Origin of the sequence: Vibrio sp. E14 (genome assembly GCF_020515785.1) — a bacterium.
In the GTDB taxonomy this organism is placed as follows: Bacteria; Pseudomonadota; Gammaproteobacteria; order Enterobacterales; family Vibrionaceae; genus Vibrio; species Vibrio diabolicus.
Genome location: NZ_JAHPJI010000002.1, coordinates 662873 through 681056 on the forward strand (window position 1 = coordinate 662873; position 18184 = coordinate 681056).

The 18184-nt window shown below is 46.0% G+C and carries 14 protein-coding genes; 6 read left to right on the forward strand and 8 right to left on the reverse strand.

Annotation, left to right across the window (positions count from 1 at the left end):
• Positions 1–69 precede the first annotated feature (69 nt).
• Together LIX84_RS08310 and galE are read right to left on the reverse strand one after the other, a co-directional pair.
• Positions 70–1122, reverse strand: coding sequence for a UDP-glucose--hexose-1-phosphate uridylyltransferase (locus tag LIX84_RS08310; protein ID WP_020841212.1), 1053 nt, complete (start codon positions 1120–1122; stop codon positions 70–72).
• 82 nt (positions 1123–1204) lie between these two features.
• A complete protein-coding gene (gene galE / locus LIX84_RS08315) occupies positions 1205–2224 on the reverse strand; it encodes a UDP-glucose 4-epimerase GalE (protein ID WP_226421152.1) in 1020 nt (339 codons plus the stop codon).
• 380 nt (positions 2225–2604) lie between these two features.
• Here galE and ebgR point away from each other — a divergent pair, with 380 nt between their 5' ends.
• The 4 genes from ebgR to LIX84_RS08335 all read left to right on the forward strand — a co-directional run bounded on the left by ebgR (position 2605) and on the right by LIX84_RS08335 (position 9005).
• Entirely contained in the window at positions 2605–3591 is a 987-nt protein-coding gene (gene ebgR, locus LIX84_RS08320) for a transcriptional regulator EbgR (RefSeq protein WP_226421078.1), read from the forward strand.
• A 347-nt stretch (positions 3592–3938) separates the two neighbouring features.
• Positions 3939–7037, forward strand: a complete 3099-nt coding sequence (gene ebgA, locus LIX84_RS08325) for a beta-galactosidase subunit alpha (protein ID WP_226421079.1) — start codon at positions 3939–3941, stop codon at positions 7035–7037.
• Positions 7038–7040: 3 nt separating this feature from the next.
• Entirely contained in the window at positions 7041–7493 is a 453-nt protein-coding gene (locus tag LIX84_RS08330; protein ID WP_005484991.1) for a beta-galactosidase subunit beta, read from the forward strand.
• Between the two features lie 78 nt (positions 7494–7571).
• Positions 7572–9005 carry an amino acid permease gene (locus LIX84_RS08335; protein WP_006742400.1) on the forward strand — a complete coding sequence of 478 codons (1434 nt, stop codon included), beginning with the start codon at positions 7572–7574 and terminating at the stop codon, positions 9003–9005.
• A 48-nt stretch (positions 9006–9053) separates the two neighbouring features.
• Here LIX84_RS08335 and LIX84_RS08340 read toward each other — a convergent pair whose 3' ends face one another.
• Entirely contained in the window at positions 9054–9974 is a 921-nt protein-coding gene (locus LIX84_RS08340; protein WP_012841466.1) for a LysR family transcriptional regulator, read from the reverse strand.
• A gap of 112 nt (positions 9975–10086) precedes the next feature.
• Here LIX84_RS08340 and chrA point away from each other — a divergent pair, with 112 nt between their 5' ends.
• Both chrA and LIX84_RS08350 read left to right on the forward strand, forming a co-directional pair.
• Positions 10087–11226 carry a chromate efflux transporter gene (gene chrA, locus LIX84_RS08345; RefSeq protein ID WP_226421080.1) on the forward strand — a complete coding sequence of 380 codons (1140 nt, stop codon included), beginning with the start codon at positions 10087–10089 and terminating at the stop codon, positions 11224–11226.
• 100 nt (positions 11227–11326) lie between these two features.
• Positions 11327–12442, forward strand: coding sequence for a phosphatase PAP2 family protein (locus tag LIX84_RS08350; RefSeq protein ID WP_226421081.1), 1116 nt, complete (start codon positions 11327–11329; stop codon positions 12440–12442).
• A gap of 119 nt (positions 12443–12561) precedes the next feature.
• On the opposite strand, the gene LIX84_RS08355 is transcribed toward LIX84_RS08350, so the two are convergent.
• Genes LIX84_RS08355 through LIX84_RS08375 form a run of 5 tightly spaced genes read right to left on the reverse strand, consistent with a single transcriptional unit; the run spans position 12562 to position 18184 of the window.
• Positions 12562–13575 (reverse strand): tetratricopeptide repeat protein, encoded by a 1014-nt coding sequence (locus LIX84_RS08355; RefSeq protein ID WP_226421082.1) that lies wholly within the window; start codon positions 13573–13575, stop codon positions 12562–12564.
• A 20-nt stretch (positions 13576–13595) separates the two neighbouring features.
• A complete protein-coding gene (locus LIX84_RS08360; RefSeq protein ID WP_164666308.1) occupies positions 13596–14537 on the reverse strand; it encodes a type II secretion system F family protein in 942 nt (313 codons plus the stop codon).
• A 2-nt stretch (positions 14538–14539) separates the two neighbouring features.
• Complete coding sequence (locus LIX84_RS08365) at positions 14540–15508, reverse strand: type II secretion system F family protein (protein ID WP_006742394.1); 969 nt, start codon at positions 15506–15508, stop codon at positions 14540–14542.
• 9 nt (positions 15509–15517) lie between these two features.
• A complete protein-coding gene (locus LIX84_RS08370; RefSeq protein WP_226421083.1) occupies positions 15518–16963 on the reverse strand; it encodes a CpaF family protein in 1446 nt (481 codons plus the stop codon).
• A gap of 12 nt (positions 16964–16975) precedes the next feature.
• Positions 16976–18184, reverse strand: a complete 1209-nt coding sequence (locus tag LIX84_RS08375; RefSeq protein WP_048625931.1) for an AAA family ATPase — start codon at positions 18182–18184, stop codon at positions 16976–16978.

Genomic DNA, 18184 nt, shown 5'->3' on the forward strand with positions numbered 1-18184 from the left:
CGTTGAGCCTAACTTTCTATCTGTAAAGTCGCGCTATCCCGTTATTCGTAATCAGTCCAATTTAAAGACTTAGCATTCTTTGTAGTGGACATCACTCACATCACGCAGACGTTGCGCCGCTTGCTCTGCGGTGAGGTCACGTTGGCTTTCTGCCAGCATTTCGTAGCCCACCATGAACTTACGAACCGTGGCACTGCGCAGTAGTGGCGGATAAAAAAGTGCATGAAGCTGCCAATGGTCGATGTCTGTGCCTTCGTCAAAAAACGGCGCGTAGTGCCAGCCCATCGAGTAAGGGAAAGAGCATTGGAATAAATTGTCGTAACGGCTGGTCAGCTTCTTAATCGCTCGCGCTAAATCGTCTCGTTGCTCATCGCTGAGTTCGCTCATGCGACGAATGTGCGTTTTCGGCAACAACATGGTTTCGAACGGCCAAGCAGCCCAGTAAGGCACCACCGCCAGCCAGTGTTCGGTTTCCACCACAATGCGTGAACCGTCTTTGAGTTCCGCTTGTACGTAATCCACCAGCAAGTTGCTGCCGTGTTCTTGGTAGTAGGCTTTTAGGTTGTGCTCTTTACGCTCGATTTCATTTGGTAAGAAGCTGTTCGCCCAGATTTGACCGTGCGGATGAGGCTGAGAACAGCCCATGGTTTCGCCTTTGTTTTCGAACGCCTGAACCCAAACGTATTCCTTGCCGAGCTCTTCAATTTGTTCGTTCCAGGTCTCTATCACGCCACGAATTTTATCCACTGGCAGCTCCGGTAAGGTTTTGCTGTGATCTGGCGAGAAGCAAATCACTCGGCTCAAACCACGCACGCCTTGCGTTTTGAATAGCGGGTTGTTTGACTCCGGTGCATCTGGTGAATCCACCATCAGCGCAGCAAAATCGTTATTGAACACATAGGTGCCTTGGTAATCTGGATTAACATCGCCAGAGATACGTTCGTTGGTTGGACAAAGGAAACATTTACCGTCATAACTTGGTAGCTCATCCAATGCGGGCTTTTCATCTGCGCCGCTCCAAGGGCGTTTTGCACGGTGAGGTGAAACCAAAATCCATTGCCCAGTCAGGGGGTTGTAACGGCGGTGTGGATGATCCACTGGGTTAAATTCGACATTCGACATGTTACTTACTCAACTCTTTAAAATTCTTCAAACTCAGCTTCCCAAACCGTGAGAAGCGCAGATAGCAACGCGGCGACGTAAACTACGCAGGGGAATAACCATTGGGATTTTTTGACTGCCAGTGCCACGTATCGGCGGTCATTTCAGCCACCGTGCGTGTTGCTTTCCAGCCTAGTTCACGCTCAGCTTTTTCCGTGCTTGCCCAACATTCAGCAATATCCCCAGGACGACGCGGGCATAAGTCGTAAAGCACAGGTTTACCGCAAGCGGTCGCGAACGCATCCACCATCTCAAGTACGCTCGAGCCTTTACCCGTACCTAAGTTGTAAATGTGCAAACCCGATTTCTCACCCACCGTTTTCAAAGCCGCAATATGGCCGTCGGCCAGATCCATCACATGGATGTAATCGCGCACGCCAGTGCCATCAGGTGTTGGGTAGTCGCTACCGAATACCGCGAGTTTTTCTCGGCGGCCAACAGCGACTTGGGCGATAAATGGCATCAGGTTATTGGGAATGCCTTGTGGGTCTTCCCCCATGCAGCCCGATGGGTGCGCGCCAACTGGGTTGAAGTAACGCAGTAAGGTGATGCTCCAGTCGTTTTCAGCATGGAACAGATCGCTTAAACACTGCTCCACCATATATTTGCTGCGTCCGTATGGATTGGTGGTTGCACCTGTTGGTGAATCTTCCGTAATCGGCACTATTTCAGGGTCACCGTAAACCGTTGCCGATGAACTGAATACGATGCTTTTCACGCCCGCTTTACGCATACTGCGCGCTAACACCAATGAGCCATTGACGTTGTTGTCGTAGTACTCAAGTGGTTTTGCCACCGATTCGCCAACCGCTTTGAGGCCAGCAAAGTGGATCACGGCTTGGATGTCGTGCTGCGCGAACACCGTATCCAAAAATGCTTCGTCACGGATGTCACCTTGGTGGAACGCAGGCTGTTTGCCTGTCAGCGCTTCAATACGGTTTAACACTTCCAGTTTGGCGTTACACAAGTTATCAACGATGATAGGTTCCATTCCCGCTTCAATCATCTGAACGCAAGTGTGATTACCGATGTATCCCATACCGCCTGTGACAAGAACTTTCACTTTTTGCTTCTCCACGTTTGCTGCTTTCTGTTCATACCTCACTCTGATGCGCTAAAAGCCAATCGCCATTGCATCGAATCGGTACGCCCATTTCTTAACTGGCTAAAAGTCTAGCAACCAATCTCGATCCAGATCCGTGATCGAATTCAAATTATGTAAACGTTTCCACAAAATTACAAAAAAGCCTTATTTTAGATGCAGTCTTTAGTTAAATTAAACCAGGAAGATGATGAGCAGTGAAGATGAGTCGAGTAGATACCGCTCTCTTTCGTGGATCGCACGATTTTACTAAAAGTTTGTGCATCCCTAAGTAGCTGTTTACAATAGCCAGATTATTGAGTTCTCACTTGGACTGTGAGCAATGCCAACGGGAAATGTACATGGCAACACTAAAAGATATCGCCACTGAAGCGGACGTCTCACTTGCAACCGTATCGCGAGTTTTGAATGACGATCCGACGTTGAGCGTTAAAGAAGAAACCAAACGCCGCATTTTAGAAATCGCAGAAAAGCTGGAGTACCGCACCAGCAGCTCGAAGAAAGCCACCAAAGAAGCCAAGCAAAAACATCACTTTTTGGCCTTGTACAATTACAAACAAGAAGCAGAAGTGAATGACCCGTACTACTTGTCGATTCGTCATGGGATTGAAACTCAGTGCGACAAACTCGGCATTACGCTAACCAATTGCTACAACAGCGAAGTTGATGTTGAAACGCAAAAGATCACGGGTGTCCTTTTAATCGGGAAAGTCGACCAAAAGGTGGTCAATAAGTTACCTAAACGCCTAGCCGATAGCATCTGTTACATTGACTTTTCAGATCCAACTAGTCCTTACGATTGCGTTGATATCGACCTTGTAAGAATCAGCAAGCAAGTGGTTGATTTCTTTGTACAACAAGGCTACGAGCGCATCGGATTTATTGGTGGACAAGACGAGCCCAACACCGCAGACATTCGTGAAAATGCGTTTGTGGACTACGGCAGTCTAAAAGGTGTGGTTTCTGAAGACGACATTTATCGTGGCGATTTCTCTAGCTTGTCCGGTTATGACTTAGCGAAAGAGATGCTGGCCAAAGGCGATTTCCCAAAAGCGATGTTCATTGCTTCGGACTCCATTGCGATTGGTGTGTTACGAGCAGTGCATGAGTTTGGTTTAAACATTCCTGATGATATTGCGCTGATCAGCGTGAACGACATTCCTACCGCACGCTTTACCTTCCCACCTCTATCTACCGTTCGTATTCATTCTGAAATGATGGGGATTCAAGGCGTGAACTTGTTAGTAGAAAAATACCGTGACGGACGCGCACTGCCCCTTCAAGTGTACGTTCCAAGCAAGCTCAAGCTACGCGGCACAACTCGATAAAAACACCCTCAAAACTGTTCAAATAAAGCACTGAATTTTCAGTGCTTTTTTATTTCTTCTTTTATTTTCTACCGAATTTTTACTGTTTTTACTTTCCAAAACAATCTAGATCTCATTCCTTTACGCTGATCACATCTTGCTCAACATTAGTCATTTAAAACGTGACCAAGTTAAGGTAAAACGTTTTCACCGATTTATTTTAGTAAAACTTTTACTAATGTCTTTCTCAGATTATTCATAAGCATTTTTCACAATACATCGGCCGTTGTTTTTGCACTGATGTTGAGCCGCGATGAAACCAATCCGCACTCCAACATAAGCGCACCAAGCCGAGGGGAGATCAAAACGTGAACAATTGGGAAAACTTCCAACACTTACACGAGAATCGTATGGCACCGCGTGCGTACTTTTTCTCCTACGACTCTGTTCAGAGCGCACAAACCTTTCAACGTGAACTGAGTCGCCGCTTTATGTTGCTCAGCGGCCAATGGACATTCCGTTATTTCACCAACCCAATGTTGGTACCTGATGAGTTTTACTCACAAACAATGAACGACTGGGGACACATTACCGTCCCAAACATGTGGCAAATGGAAGACCACGGCGATCTGCAATACACCGATGAAGGCTTCCCATTCCCGATCGACGTCCCGTTTGTACCAACCGACAACCCAACGGGCGCTTATCAACGCACATTTACACTTGGTCCACAGTGGGATAACCAACAAACCATCATCAAGTTCGACGGCGTGGAAACCTACTTTGAAGTGTACGTAAACGGCGAGTACGTCGGCTTTAGCAAAGGCAGCCGACTCACAGCGGAATTCGACATTTCCAAGTTCGTCCAACAAGGCGAAAACTTACTCTCTGTACGCGTGATGCAGTGGGCCGATTCCACTTACATTGAAGACCAAGACATGTGGTGGACGGCGGGGATCTTCCGTGATGTTTACCTAATCGGAAAAGAGAACATTCACGTCCAAGACCTAACAATTCGCACCGACTTCGCCGACGATTACCAAAGTGCGACGCTCAGTGCTCAAATCGAATTGGAAAACCTTTCCACCGCTATCGCGTCTGGCTATACGCTGGAATACGCGCTGCATGACAAAGGCACTGTCGTAGCCAGTGGTCAATGCGATTCACTGACTATCCAAAACCACCACTCAACAAGCTTTGCGATTGATATGGTGAGCCCAACACATTGGACGGCTGAAAATCCTTACCTTTACCACTTGTTCATTACCTTAAAAGATCACCAAGGCAACGTAGTGGAAGTGATCCCACAACGCGTGGGTTTCCGTGATATCAAAGTGCGTGATGGCCTGTTCTACATCAACAATCAATACGTGATGCTGCATGGTGTAAACCGTCATGATAACGATCACCTAAAAGGTCGTGCAGTGGGTATGGACCGCGTGGAAAAAGATCTGATTTTGATGAAGCAACACAACATCAACTCAGTTCGCACAGCACACTACCCGAACGACCCACGCTTCTACGAGTTGTGTGATATTTACGGCCTGTTTGTGATGGCAGAAACCGATGTGGAAACCCACGGCTTTGCCAACGTTGGCGACCTGAGCCGCATCACCAATGATCCTGCTTGGGAAGCGGTGTTTGTTGATCGCGCAGTGCGTCATGTTCATGCGCAAAAGAACCACCCTTCTATCATCATGTGGTCACTCGGTAACGAATCGGGTTATGGCTGTAACATCCGTGCGATGTATACCGCGACCAAAGCAATTGATGACACCCGTTTGGTTCACTACGAAGAAGACCGAGATGCTGAAGTGGTGGATGTGATTTCCACTATGTACTCACGCGCTCAACTGATGAATTACTTTGGCGAACACCCACACGAGAAGCCACGCATTATCTGCGAATACGCACACGCGATGGGTAACGGGCCGGGTGGTTTAACCGAATACCAAAACGTGTTCTATGCGCACGACCACATTCAAGGTCACTACGTTTGGGAATGGTGTGATCACGGCATTCTAGCGCGTGATGAACACGGTCAAGAGTTCTACAAATACGGCGGCGATTACGGCGACTACCCAAACAACTACAACTTCTGCATGGATGGTCTGATTTACCCAGATCAAACCCCGGGCCCAGGCCTGAAAGAGTACAAACAAGTCATTGCACCGGTGAAAATCCGCGCCGTTGAAGGTTGCCATGACCGCTTCATCGTTGAGAACAAATTGTGGTTCACCAACCTCGATGATTACACCATTACTGCTGACGTGCGTGCCGAAGGTGAAACCCTGCGTAGCGTGCAATTCAAAGTCGAAGCTTTGGTAGCCAACAGCGAACGTGAAGTGACCATCGACTTGCCAGAATTGGATGAGCGCGAAGCCTTTGTTAACTTCACCGTACGCAAAGACAGTCGCACGCTTTACAGCGAAGCCAACCATGAAATTGCGGTGTATCAGTTCCAACTGAAAGAAAACACCGCGACGTTGCCTGCGCTGGTCAACCACAATATTCAACCCTTGGCGCTTGAAGAAAGCCGCCTAGAGCACGTGATCACAGGTCATAACTTCGCGCTTACTTTCTCGAAAGTAAACGGCAAGCTGACTTCTTGGCGCGTAAATGGCGAAGAGATCATTCAATCAGAGCCTAGACTGAACTTCTTCAAACCGATGATTGATAACCACAAACAAGAGTATGAAGGTTTGTGGCATCCAGCGCATCTGCAAATCATGCAGGAGCACTTCCGCACACTTGCTGTGGAAGCAACCGATGATTCCGTCTTAATTACGACCACCAGCATCATTGCGCCGCCGGTCTTTGATTTTGGCATGCGTTGTACCTATCGCTATCAAATCAATGCTCAAGGCCATTTGAACGTGGAACTGAGTGGCGAGCGCTACGGCGACTACCCTCACGTGATTCCGGTCATCGGCTTGGATTTGGGCATCAACGGCAGCTTTGATCAAGTGAGTTACTACGGTCGTGGCCCAGAAGAAAACTACCAAGACAGTTGCCAAGCCAACCTCATTGATGTTTACCACAGCACCGTCGAGGACATGTTCGAGAACTACCCGTTCCCGCAAAACAACGGCAACCGCCAACACGTGCGCTGGGCCTCACTCACCAACCGTCATGGCACAGGGTTATTGGTGAAACCTCAGCAAGAAATCAACTTCAGCGCGTGGTTCTACACCAACCAAAATCTTCATGAAGCGCAACATACGATCGAGCTAGAAAAGAGTGGCTACATCACCCTTAACCTTGACCATCAAGTGATGGGGTTAGGCTCGAACTCATGGGGCAGCGAAGTGCTCGACTCTTACCGCGTGTACATGGACGAGTTCCGTTACGGTTTGACGCTGATGCCACTGCAAGCAGGCGATTGCAACGCACACGTGATAGCAAACCATGATTTCGACAACGCTTTTTTCACTCAAACCAATACTCAATCAGTCAACGAGGCGTAACCCATGATCGTGTTAGACAGCTTAGAGCAATTCAAACAGGTATATCGCAACGGTCGTAAATGGAACCGCTGTGTGGAAGCCATTGGCAACATCGGCAACATCAAAGATGGCGTGATGCACTCGATTGGGGATTCACTGGTTTACATGGTTGAAGATGGCATCGCGAAACAAACCGAAATGTTTATCGGTAACCGTCGTTACTTCGATGTGCATTACTACCTCGAAGGTCGAGAAACCGTTGAGTTCGCGGATAAAACCGCGTTAACCCTAGAACAAGCTTATCGTGATGAAACTGACCGCGAGTTTTTTTCTGGTCAGGGTGAAACACGTGAGCTTTGCGAAGGCCAAGTGGCAATTTTTGAAAACAGTGAAGCGTACCGCTTCCACGGAGACAACCGCGTAAGAAAAGTGGTGCTCAAAGTGACCATCGAAGATGGCTACTTCCTAAATAAATAAAACAAGAGAAGGGCTGTGGTCACAACATTACAAGCCTTTCCTCCCTACAATTCCAACGTGATTCACCGGAGATAGAACATGTCTGAATCCAAACGTAATACGATAGGCAAATTCGGGTTGTTGTCCCTCACCTTTGCCGCAGTATTTAGCTTTAACAACGTAATCAATAATAACATCGAGATCGGTCTAGCTTCTGCGCCAATGTTCTTTCTGGCGACCATTTTTTATTTCATCCCTTTCTGTTTGATCATCGCAGAATTCGTATCTCTGAATAAAGATTCTGAAGCGGGGGTCTACGCATGGGTAAAAAGCTCACTCGGCGGTCGCTGGGCGTTTATCTCTGCCTACACTTACTGGTTCGTTAACCTATTCTTCTTCACGTCCTTGCTGCCGCGTGTTATCGCTTATGCGTCTTACGCGTTCTTGGGCTATGAATACATTCTGACGCCATTCACCACTACCGTACTCAGTATGATTTTGTTTGCGTTTGCGACCTACGTATCGACGAACGGCGCGAAAATGTTGGGGCCAATTACGTCGGTGACCTCCTCCCTCATGCTGCTACTGACAATGTCGTACATTTTACTGGCTGGCGCAGCGTTGATCGGCGGCGTAGAACCAGCTGACCCAATTACTGTAGAAGCGATGATCCCTGATTTCAGCTGGGCATTTTTAGGCATTACTACATGGATATTTATGGCGGCAGGCGGTGCGGAATCGGTCGCGGTTTACGTAAACGATGTGAAAGGCGGCTCGAAATCGTTCGTTAAAGTCATCATCATCGCAGGTATCTTTATCGGCGTGCTTTACTCAGTTGCGTCTGTTTTGATTAACGTATTTGTTCCTAGCGAAACCCTAAAATACACGGGAGGCTCGGTTCAAGTATTTGAAGGTTTGGCTGCGTACTTTGGTTTGCCAGAAGTATTGATGAACCGCTTCGTAGGCTTGGTATCCTTTACCGCTATGTTTGGCTCTCTACTGATGTGGACAGCAACGCCAGTGAAAATCTTCTTCTCTGAGATTCCAGAAGGCATTTTTGGTAAGAAAACCGTAGAGCTGAACGAAAACGGCGTGCCAGCTCGCGCAGCTTGGTATCAGTTCCTTATCGTTATCCCATTGATGATCATCCCAACATTAGGTTCTAACACCGCTCAAGATCTGATGAACACCGTGATCAACATGACCGCGGCGGCATCCATGCTGCCACCGCTGTTCATCATGCTGGCGTACCTGAATCTGCGCTTGAAACTGGATCACGTCGAGCGTGATTTCAAAATGGGCTCACGCAAAATGGGCATCGCTACCGTATCGGTACTGATCGCTATCTTTACGGTTGGTTTCTTAGCATCGACCTTCCCTACGGGGGCCGACATCATGACCATCATTTTCTACAACGTTGGCGGTATCGTGATTTTCCTTGGCTTTGCTTGGTGGAAGTACAGCCAATACGAAAAATCATTGAATCAGGAAGAGCGTATAAAAGAAGCCGCGCCAGCTTCGCAAGCGGTATAACACAGACTCTCAATGACAAACATTCTGGGCACCCTTTGGTGCCCTTTTTTATATGTGAGAGGTGATGGTCGAAGAAACTAATTCGCGTAGCCAAATGCCTTTGTCTTCATTGTTTCGGCTGGAATGCCACAGCATGGCAATATCAAAATCCGCAACGGCGATCGGCGGATTAACAGTAATGAGATCGTCCGAAAAGCCCTCCGCCAACGCCATTTTTTCTGGCACGATGGCAATGAGATCGCGCTTTTTCAATAAATGCCGAATGGTGAGAAAGTTGCGCGACGCCACGGTGACTTTACGGCTTAAGCCATGTTCTGCGAGCTTTTGGTCTACTTGTGTCTTCAAGCTCCCATCGGGACTTACCAGAGCTTGCTCTATGTTAGCGAACGCTTCCAGAGACAGCTGTGTTTCCCCTTTCAATACCTGTTTATCACACATGCACACGTGCTTTTCCGTGTACAAGTACAAGCTCTCAAAGTTGTCATCCAACACTGGCATGCTGCCAATAATGACATCGAGCTTTTCGTGCTCAGTTAATGCCACGTAGTTGCTGCGATTGACGTTAATAAAACTGATCTGGGCCTCTGGTGCGCGCTGGCGTATTTCGTCATAAAGCCGAGGAGCAAAAATAAACTCGGCATAATCCGTTAACCCAATGCGACATATACCCGCGTAATTTTCAGGTTGGAAGGCAGACTTAGTGAGCAAGTCTTTGGCGATAGAGTCCAGCAAATGATGCACGGTTGGCGCGATGTGGTGAGCGTGCTCGGTGGGCTCCATCTTGTGCCCTTTTCGCTCAAAAAGCGGGTCGTCAAACAACAACCTTAAACGAGACAAACTATGACTCATCGCCGACTGGCTAACGTAACTTTTCTCTGCCGCAACGCTAACGCTTCGATAGCGATACAAGTAGGAAAACGTCACCAATAAGTTCAAGTCAATGTTGCGCCACTGAATGTCCTCTTTCACCTCAGCACCCTTATCCCATTTCATTCATAAATGAAATTAAATTTATCAATTTGAGTCATTTTAGAGCATCCGATAAATTAGCAACAATGCTTTTTAGATAAACAGGCTCGACATGTTCACCATCTTCAAAACTTTTTTCTGGCTGGGTTGGTTCAGCTTCGGCGGCCCTGCGGCTCATATCGGTTATTTTCGCCAAACCTTTGTTGAGAAACTGAAATGGCTTGATGACAGCGAGTACGCGCAAATTGTCGCGCTCAGTCAGTTTTTGCCGGGACCGGGTTCAAGCCAAGTTGGCTTTGCTTTAGGCTATAAACGTGGCGGTTTAGGTGGCGCATGCGCAGCATTTGTCGGATTCACGCTTCCTTCGGTGATCATCATGTTGGCGCTGGCGATGGTGAGCAGCCAAATCACCGACACCGCAGTGTTCCAAAACATCGTTCACGGCCTAAAACTGCTCGCAGTCGTGGTCGTGGCGGATGCGACTTGGGGCATGTACAAAAACTTCTGCCAAAGCAAACTGACCGCGGGTTTGTGCGTCGCGACTGCGATTGCGTTGCTGGTGGCACCAAGCATCATGACGCAAATGTTCGTGTTGCTCGCAGCAGGTTTTGTCGGCATGCGATATCTGAAGAAAGACTCCGCGCCATCAGCCGAGCCGTTTAAACCGTCTATCGCGCCATTGACTCTATTTGCGGTGCTTTTACTCGGCTTACCGTTAGTGGCTCATACGTTGCCTTTGCTTGGGCTGTTTAGTGATTTTTTCCAAGCTGGTAGTTTAGTGTTTGGTGGCGGTCATGTGGTGCTGCCGCTTCTGCAAAACATTGTTGGCGACCAGCTCAGCCAAGATGCATTTTTAACAGGCTACGCCGCTGCACAAGCTGTACCGGGGCCAATGTTCACCTTTGCGACTTTTATCGGTTATGAGCTTTCGGATACGCCAATTTTAGGTGCGCTAATCGCAACGCTTGGCGTATTCCTCCCAGGGTTTCTTTTACTGCTTGGCGTTCTTAAGAACTGGCAAGCACTGGCAGGCAAACCGTTGGTCTCTGGTGCCATCAACGGTGTAAACGCCTCGGTAGTAGGATTGTTACTCGCGGCACTTTACCAGCCAGTATTTAGCAGCGCAGTTGTTGCTCCCATCGACATGGCGCTAGTGATTGCAGGTTTTTATATACACAAAAAGCTCAACCTTTCGGTGCTGTGGATGATCGTGTTTTTTGTGGCGGCAGGCCTTGTCACGGGCATGATGTAAAAATCTTAAACGACAAACTCTTAGCGGGCACTTAAATACAAGTGCCCGTTTTCTCAACTAAGCTTAATGACATTGGAAGGATAGAGATGATGGATCGTCGATGGAACAAGACAACAATTACCAGATCAACGTAAGTTGGCAGCAAAAAGCAGCGACTTGGCTCCAGTCTATGAAGAACGAGTTATTGATCGATAAGATTTTCTACACCTATTGCTTTATCTCGACTGCTGTCATTTATCTTTGTTCTTTATATCTCGATTTCCCTATTGATTACTCTTTTACCACTTACCTTGAAACGCTCATGCAAGCTTTGTATGTCACAGGTTTAAGCTGGTGTATCTATTATTATTTCTATCTCATACTGCGCAAAGAAAAACAGCCAGCAAAGCGCTTCATACGAAAACTGAAGCATCTTATTTTTCCACTGCACCGCCCTGTATCAGTGTTTGTTTCGATGATGGCACTTAACCTGATTTTCTCTAACCACACGTTTTTGAAATCACTTATTCCAATCATCAATCCTTTTAAATGGGATCTAACCTTTGCGAATATTGATACGCTATTGCACTTCGGCGCCGCACCTTGGGAATTGACCCACGCATTATTCTCCAATGCTTGGGCCTCACTGGCGCTAAACGTTGCCTACAACGCATGGTTTTTTTGTATGTGGGGTATACTCATCTTTTTCCTTATCTACAAAAAATACCCGTTGGTAAGGCAACAATTTTTACTCACGTTCGCATTGTCTTGGATGATTCTTGGTGTCTTCTTCGCCACGTTACTCTCTTCAGCAGGTCCTTGCTACGTGGAGCTTATCACTGGAGATGAACAGTTTGTTCCTCTGATGAAAACGCTCGAAGCCCAAAGCCAATATCTTACCAATGTGGACGCTGGGCAATTGTGGGCATTGCCTACACAGCAATATCTTTGGGATGAGTACATCGCGAATGCCAATGGTATTGGCTCTGGCATTTCGGCAATGCCGAGTTTGCACGTTTCCATTGCTGTTTTGATGGCGCTATCAATTTATAGACTCAACAAAACCATCGGCTACTTTGCTTACGCTTTCGCAGTCATCATTCAAATCGGTTCGGTACATTTAGCCTGGCATTATGCGATTGATGGTTACCTCGCAACACTCTTAACAGTGATGTTATGGAAGATAGTTGGTTGGGCTTTGCGGCGCTATGTTTCTTACCCTGAAAGAAGAGAATGAACGGCTAATTGAACAAACACCTTTGCAACGGCACTACTCCCCAGAAATGAAAAAGTCCCCAAAAATGAAAAAGCCACTCCATCTTACAGAGTGGCTTTCTTTTAAAAGAGTCTTCGAATCTATTGGAGAAGCGCGGTAGAGGTATCCCCTCGCTCTCTGACCATTGCTAATGCTCGCTCTAAGTTTTTATTTGCCAGTTCATAGTAGGCCGGATTCTTATCAATAGCCTGTTGTAGATAAGGAATCGCCTCGCCTGGTTTGCCTTGAAGGATCAAGAAGTAACCAACATTATTGAGTGCTTCCGGCTCTGTCATGTGTCGACTAAAAATACTCAGAGCTTGTCGTGGTTGATCTTTTGCCAGTGCAATGAGACCCAAGTTATTGATTCCCTTTTCATCCCCCGGCTTAATGCTCAGCGCAGCTTGAGTAAAGTGCGCCGCTTTTGAATAAGCTTTTTCCATATAGTAGGAATAACCTAGGCTGACTAAAGCATTGACGTTTCTTGAATCAATATCCAACGCTTTTCGAATTAATGCCTGCGCAATATCGTGGTCGCCACGAATGTCGTAAAGTACACCTAGACCAGAGTAAGCAGAAACCGGTGATTTATTATCATAGCGATACGTTGCAACGCTCTCAGCTGTAATATTGTCTTTGGTGATAATAGGATCGCCATCCATACGAATTTGGTCAGCATTCAAAGCGCGGATGTAGTAACTCTTCCCGACGTCCTTTTCGCCACGTTTCGTATATAGAGTGCCAAGTTCTGTGAGGGAACCAATGTGATCAGGGTTCTCTGCTAAAGATGCTCGAAATGATTTATCCGCAAGTTCTGAATTCTCTCTTGCCAAATGGATACGCCCCACGGTGTATAAGGTTTTGTCTTTATGGACCGCGTTAGGAAAAGAGAGCGAGCGAATGTATTCATACAACGCTAAGTCGACATTTTTATTGCTTAATGCTATATCCCCTCGAGAGATTGCCTCCTCCTCTGTTTTTGGAGGTTCATCATTGGTGAGTGACTCAACGGGCTTACCTGAGTACAGCGTTGAATCGAAGTCTGATGACTGTTCAGTTGTTGAACATGCGGTAAGCACCAACAACGAGATGATGACGTATTTCTTAATCCACATAACGATCCCTATTTTGCTTTTTAATTAGAAAATGCCTCAGCCAATGAAATTAACGCAGGTCCAATAGCCACGATGAAAAAACATGGCCAAATAAACAGCACCATTGGAAACATCATTTTGACTGGGATTTTTGCAGCAATTTCTTCTGCTGCTTGTTGACGCTTATCCCTATAGTCTTCGGTATACTCACGCAAGGAGTTGACTAAGCTCCCACCTATTCGAGAGGCGTGGCTAAGCATGCTCACCAGCCCCATCAATTCTTCTAACCCTGTCCTTAATACTAGCTCTCTTAAGGCTTCAGGCATTGGTTTACCCGCTTTAATTTTGTTGCACACCGTGTCTATTTCATCGGCAAGCTCTGGGTGAGAGATAACCAACTCATCTGCAACGCGACGCAAAGCCGCATTAAAGCCAAGCCCTGACTCGGTACAAACCACCAGCAAATCGAGCATGTCAGGCACACCTGCACGAATCGCTTGCTGACGCTTATTGACCATTCGGCGCAACATAAAATCAGGAATCAGAAGCCCAATAAATACGGATAACGCCATGTAGGTGTACAGATATTTAGATTCCGGAATAGAGAAATACACCAGTGCCGCCACCATCACACCTAGTATTGTTGTGACCGATTTAATGGCATAAAACATCGACAATGCATTGCTTTCATGAAACCCAGCATGCATCAGTTTATTGCGTGTCGTTTGGCGCTCTTTTTCACTGGTTGGCGAAGTTAAAGGCGCTAACGACTCCAATGTGTCAGCCATTTTTTTGTTGTGGTGAGAGACTTCTTTTTTGTCGCCAGACAGTTCGGCTAACTTTCTTTTAATTGGCGAATTAACCCCAATAATTATCGAGCCTAGCGTCATCACCACCAACACGGTGGTGATGAGGATCAACCCCATGAGTAACGTCTCTTGGCCGACAGCAAAACCGTTTAACCATCCTTGAATGCTTTCCATAGCTACACCTCAATATTGACGATTTTACGAATCCACAGCGTCCCGATAAATAAGGCCACCATCCCACCAATCACCATTTTGATCCCCATTGGGTGCGTATGAAGCAGCTCAATATACTCAGGCCGAACGAGTGAAATGATGACGTACAACCCAAAAGGCGCTAATACTAATACCCATGCCGACATTCGAGATTCCGCAGAAATGGTTTTGATTTTTCGAGCGAGTTTGAAACGAGCACGTAGGATATGAGAGAGCTTTTCAATGTTTTCGACTAAATTACCACCCGTTTCTTTTTGCAGTAACACCGCACTCGAGAAAGCAAGCATGGATACCGTAGGGGTTCTTTCCGACATTTGCATAATCGCTAAGCGGAGGTCATAACCATAGTTGAGTAAGTTAAAGGTATTCATGAACTCAGGGCCAAGCGGCGCACTGACCTCTCTGCCTACTTCCCCAAACGCCTGTGTAATTGGCTGACCGGCCTGTAGTACTCGCTTAATGATATCGAGCGCCTCTGGCAGTTGCTCTTCGAACTTCATTAAACGATCGGCAATTCTTTTCTGTAGGTAGAAGTAAACCGACACCCAACAAGCGACAGCAACACCGGCACAGAGGTACCAAACTTGCCCGAATAAGAACAGAAATAGCCCAACCGCAACCCCGCCGAGGAAGGTGAGAAAAATAAACCGACTGAACCCCATGTGTATCCCAGCCAATTCCAACTTCTTCTTAAAGTTATCGAATAGGCTGAACCTCACAAGCCATCGCTCTAATGGAGAAAGGTTTTTGAGCGAGTTTTCCCTTAGTAGGGAAATACTCTCTTGATCGATGTGTTTATGACTTTCGTGTATCCGCTTAATTAACTGCTTATGCTTAACCTTTTTACCCGCAGAAGGCAGAATTAACGCCTGGCTAATAAAGAATACGGACAAAAAAAGCAGTACAAGAAAAAGGGGGAATTGACTATCCATAGCAATCTCCTAACGGGCTTTTTCATTGAATATTTCAAATGGTACGTCTAAGCCTCGTTTTACTAATTGGTCATGACAGCTTGGTACAATCCCTGTTGCCATGTAATCACCTAACACATTACCTTCTTGATCGACCCCTCTTCTTTGGAAGGTGAAGATCTCCGACATGGTGATAACGTCGCCTTCCATGCCATTGATTTCTTGTACGCTGACCATGCGGCGTTTACCGTCTTCTTGGCGATCCATTTGCACAACAATATTGATGGCGGAGGCAATCTGCGCTCTCAAGTTTTTGGTCGACACATTCCAACCCGCCATCGAGAACATATTCTCAATACGGCTCAACGCATCCCTTGGTGTGTTCGCGTGAATGGTGGCCAGCGACCCATCATGACCCGTGTTCATTGCCGATAACATATCCACCGCTTCTGAGCCACGAACCTCACCAACCACTATCCGGTCAGGACGCATACGTAGCGAGTTTTTCACTAAATCGCGCTGAGATATTTCGCCTTTACCCTCGATGTTAGAAGGACGTGTTTCTAAGCGAATAATATGTGGTTGTTGGAGTTGTAACTCTGCCGAATCCTCAATGGTCACAATACGTTGATCACTTGGAATGAAGCCCGAAAAAATATTCAGCGTGGTTGTTTTACCAGAGCCTGTACCACCAGATATCAGGATATTCATTTCCCCCACAACCGCAGCATTGAGAAACTTCGCCATCTCTGGAGATAACGAACCAAGCTCTAATAGGTTATCCATATTCAAACGTTCAACCGCAAAACGTCGAATAGAAACGGAAGGGCCATCAATGGCAAGAGGAGGAATAATCGCATTGAAACGCGAACCGTCTTTGAGTCGAGCATCCACCATTGGTGATGCTTCATCGATTCTTCGTCCAACCTGGCTAACAATGCGATCAATGATGTTGCGCAGATGTCGCTCATCTAAGAAGGTATGGGGCGTTTTCTCGAGCTTACCAAAACGTTCGACAAAGATATTTTTCGGACCATTGACCAATATATCTGAGATCGTTGGGTCTTCAAGCAGCGGTTCCAGCGGCCCTAGACCAAACACTTCATCTTCAATTTGATGTATCACGCGATTGCGAGCTTCAGAGCTCAACGGGTGTGTTTGATCTTCAGCAATGAGCTGAACGACCGCTTCGCGTAACTCCTCTTTCGCACGATCTTCTTGCAAGTGCGATAGAAGCCCGAGATCTAAGGAGTCCAGTAGCTTTTTGTGATAGTAGTGTTTGATCGAGAGATCTTGTTCTAGCTGTTTTTTCTGCTCCTCGATCGCTTTCATCTTGACTTCAACAGGCGATAAAGCCCTTTGCTCATCTGACGTATCTTCGTCAGATTTTGCCAACTCGACATTCACAACTTTGGATTCTTTTGTTTCATCTACGGAATTGAAAGAACTCCCGACGCCTTTCCGTTTGAAAAACATAACTCCCCCTTACTAAGAAAATAGTTTTTTGATCCAACTTTGATTCTCTTTGGTCGGACTTTCTAATAAGTGCGATATTTCAGCCAAAGAAGCTTTCAGCGCACTATTTTTCTTAGATTGAACAATTGGGTTACCCAAATTAGCGCTCTCGATAGCAATAGCAAAATTATTAGGTACTAAATGTATCGCATGTCCACTAACTGCATTTTCAATGTCTTTCAAAGATATTGTTGATTTCTTTTCAAAACGATTAACAATCAGTTCAACCTGATGACTACTTAAACCATAGTCTAATTCTAAAGAACGTATATAGCTGACAGCATGCTTAACCGAAGTAACATTCTGCTGCATAATTAAAAAGATATGCGTAGCCGGAGAAACAATTTGTTGATAAACATGCTCAACACCATGAGACAAATCCACAATAATATGTGAGTAAAACTGTCTCAGAATAGGTAATAACTTACTGACTTGAACTGCATGTTTATGATTATCCTTGGTATCATTTTGGTTAAAACATAAATAATTCAAACCTGAAGGATGTTGATATACGAGACCTTCTAGTGATAGCTCATCCAAATCATTAACAGAATCAATCACATCATTAATATTGTATTTGGGCTTACAGTTTAAATAATCGGCCGCATCACTAAACTGCATATCTAAGTCAATGAGCAATACTTTACTCTTCGCGTAACTTGACAGTTCTATCGCGGTGTTGATCGCCAGTGTTGTTGCACCCGAACCACCTTTTGTATTGATAAATAAAGTTAAATCGCCCATTTGTTTATTAGCAATCTTTTCATCCGCGGTCGATTTTAATAGCGGATAAAGCTCACCAAGATCAACAGAACGCGACAAATAGTCTGTTGCGCCAAGCCTCAACGCCATTTTGAGAGATGCCGTATCGTTTTCATCACCAAAGACAATCAAAGCGGTGTGATTATGCTGTAAGCTACTGTCACTAGAGTACACATGAGCCACTTTCTGCGCCCAACTTTCACCGGTTTCAATATAAATAAGATCGGGGATTTGCTTATTTTTCACAAAGTCTAAATTAAAAGACTCTAGCTCTATCCAATCAATATTTAGATTGACACATCCGGATAATTCATCAGCAATATGAATTTTAAAGTTTGACGTAGAATAAACTATCCAAACAATCAAGTTAGTTTTTAAACTTTTATATGTTTCTTCATTTATTTTAACTGGTTTCAACAT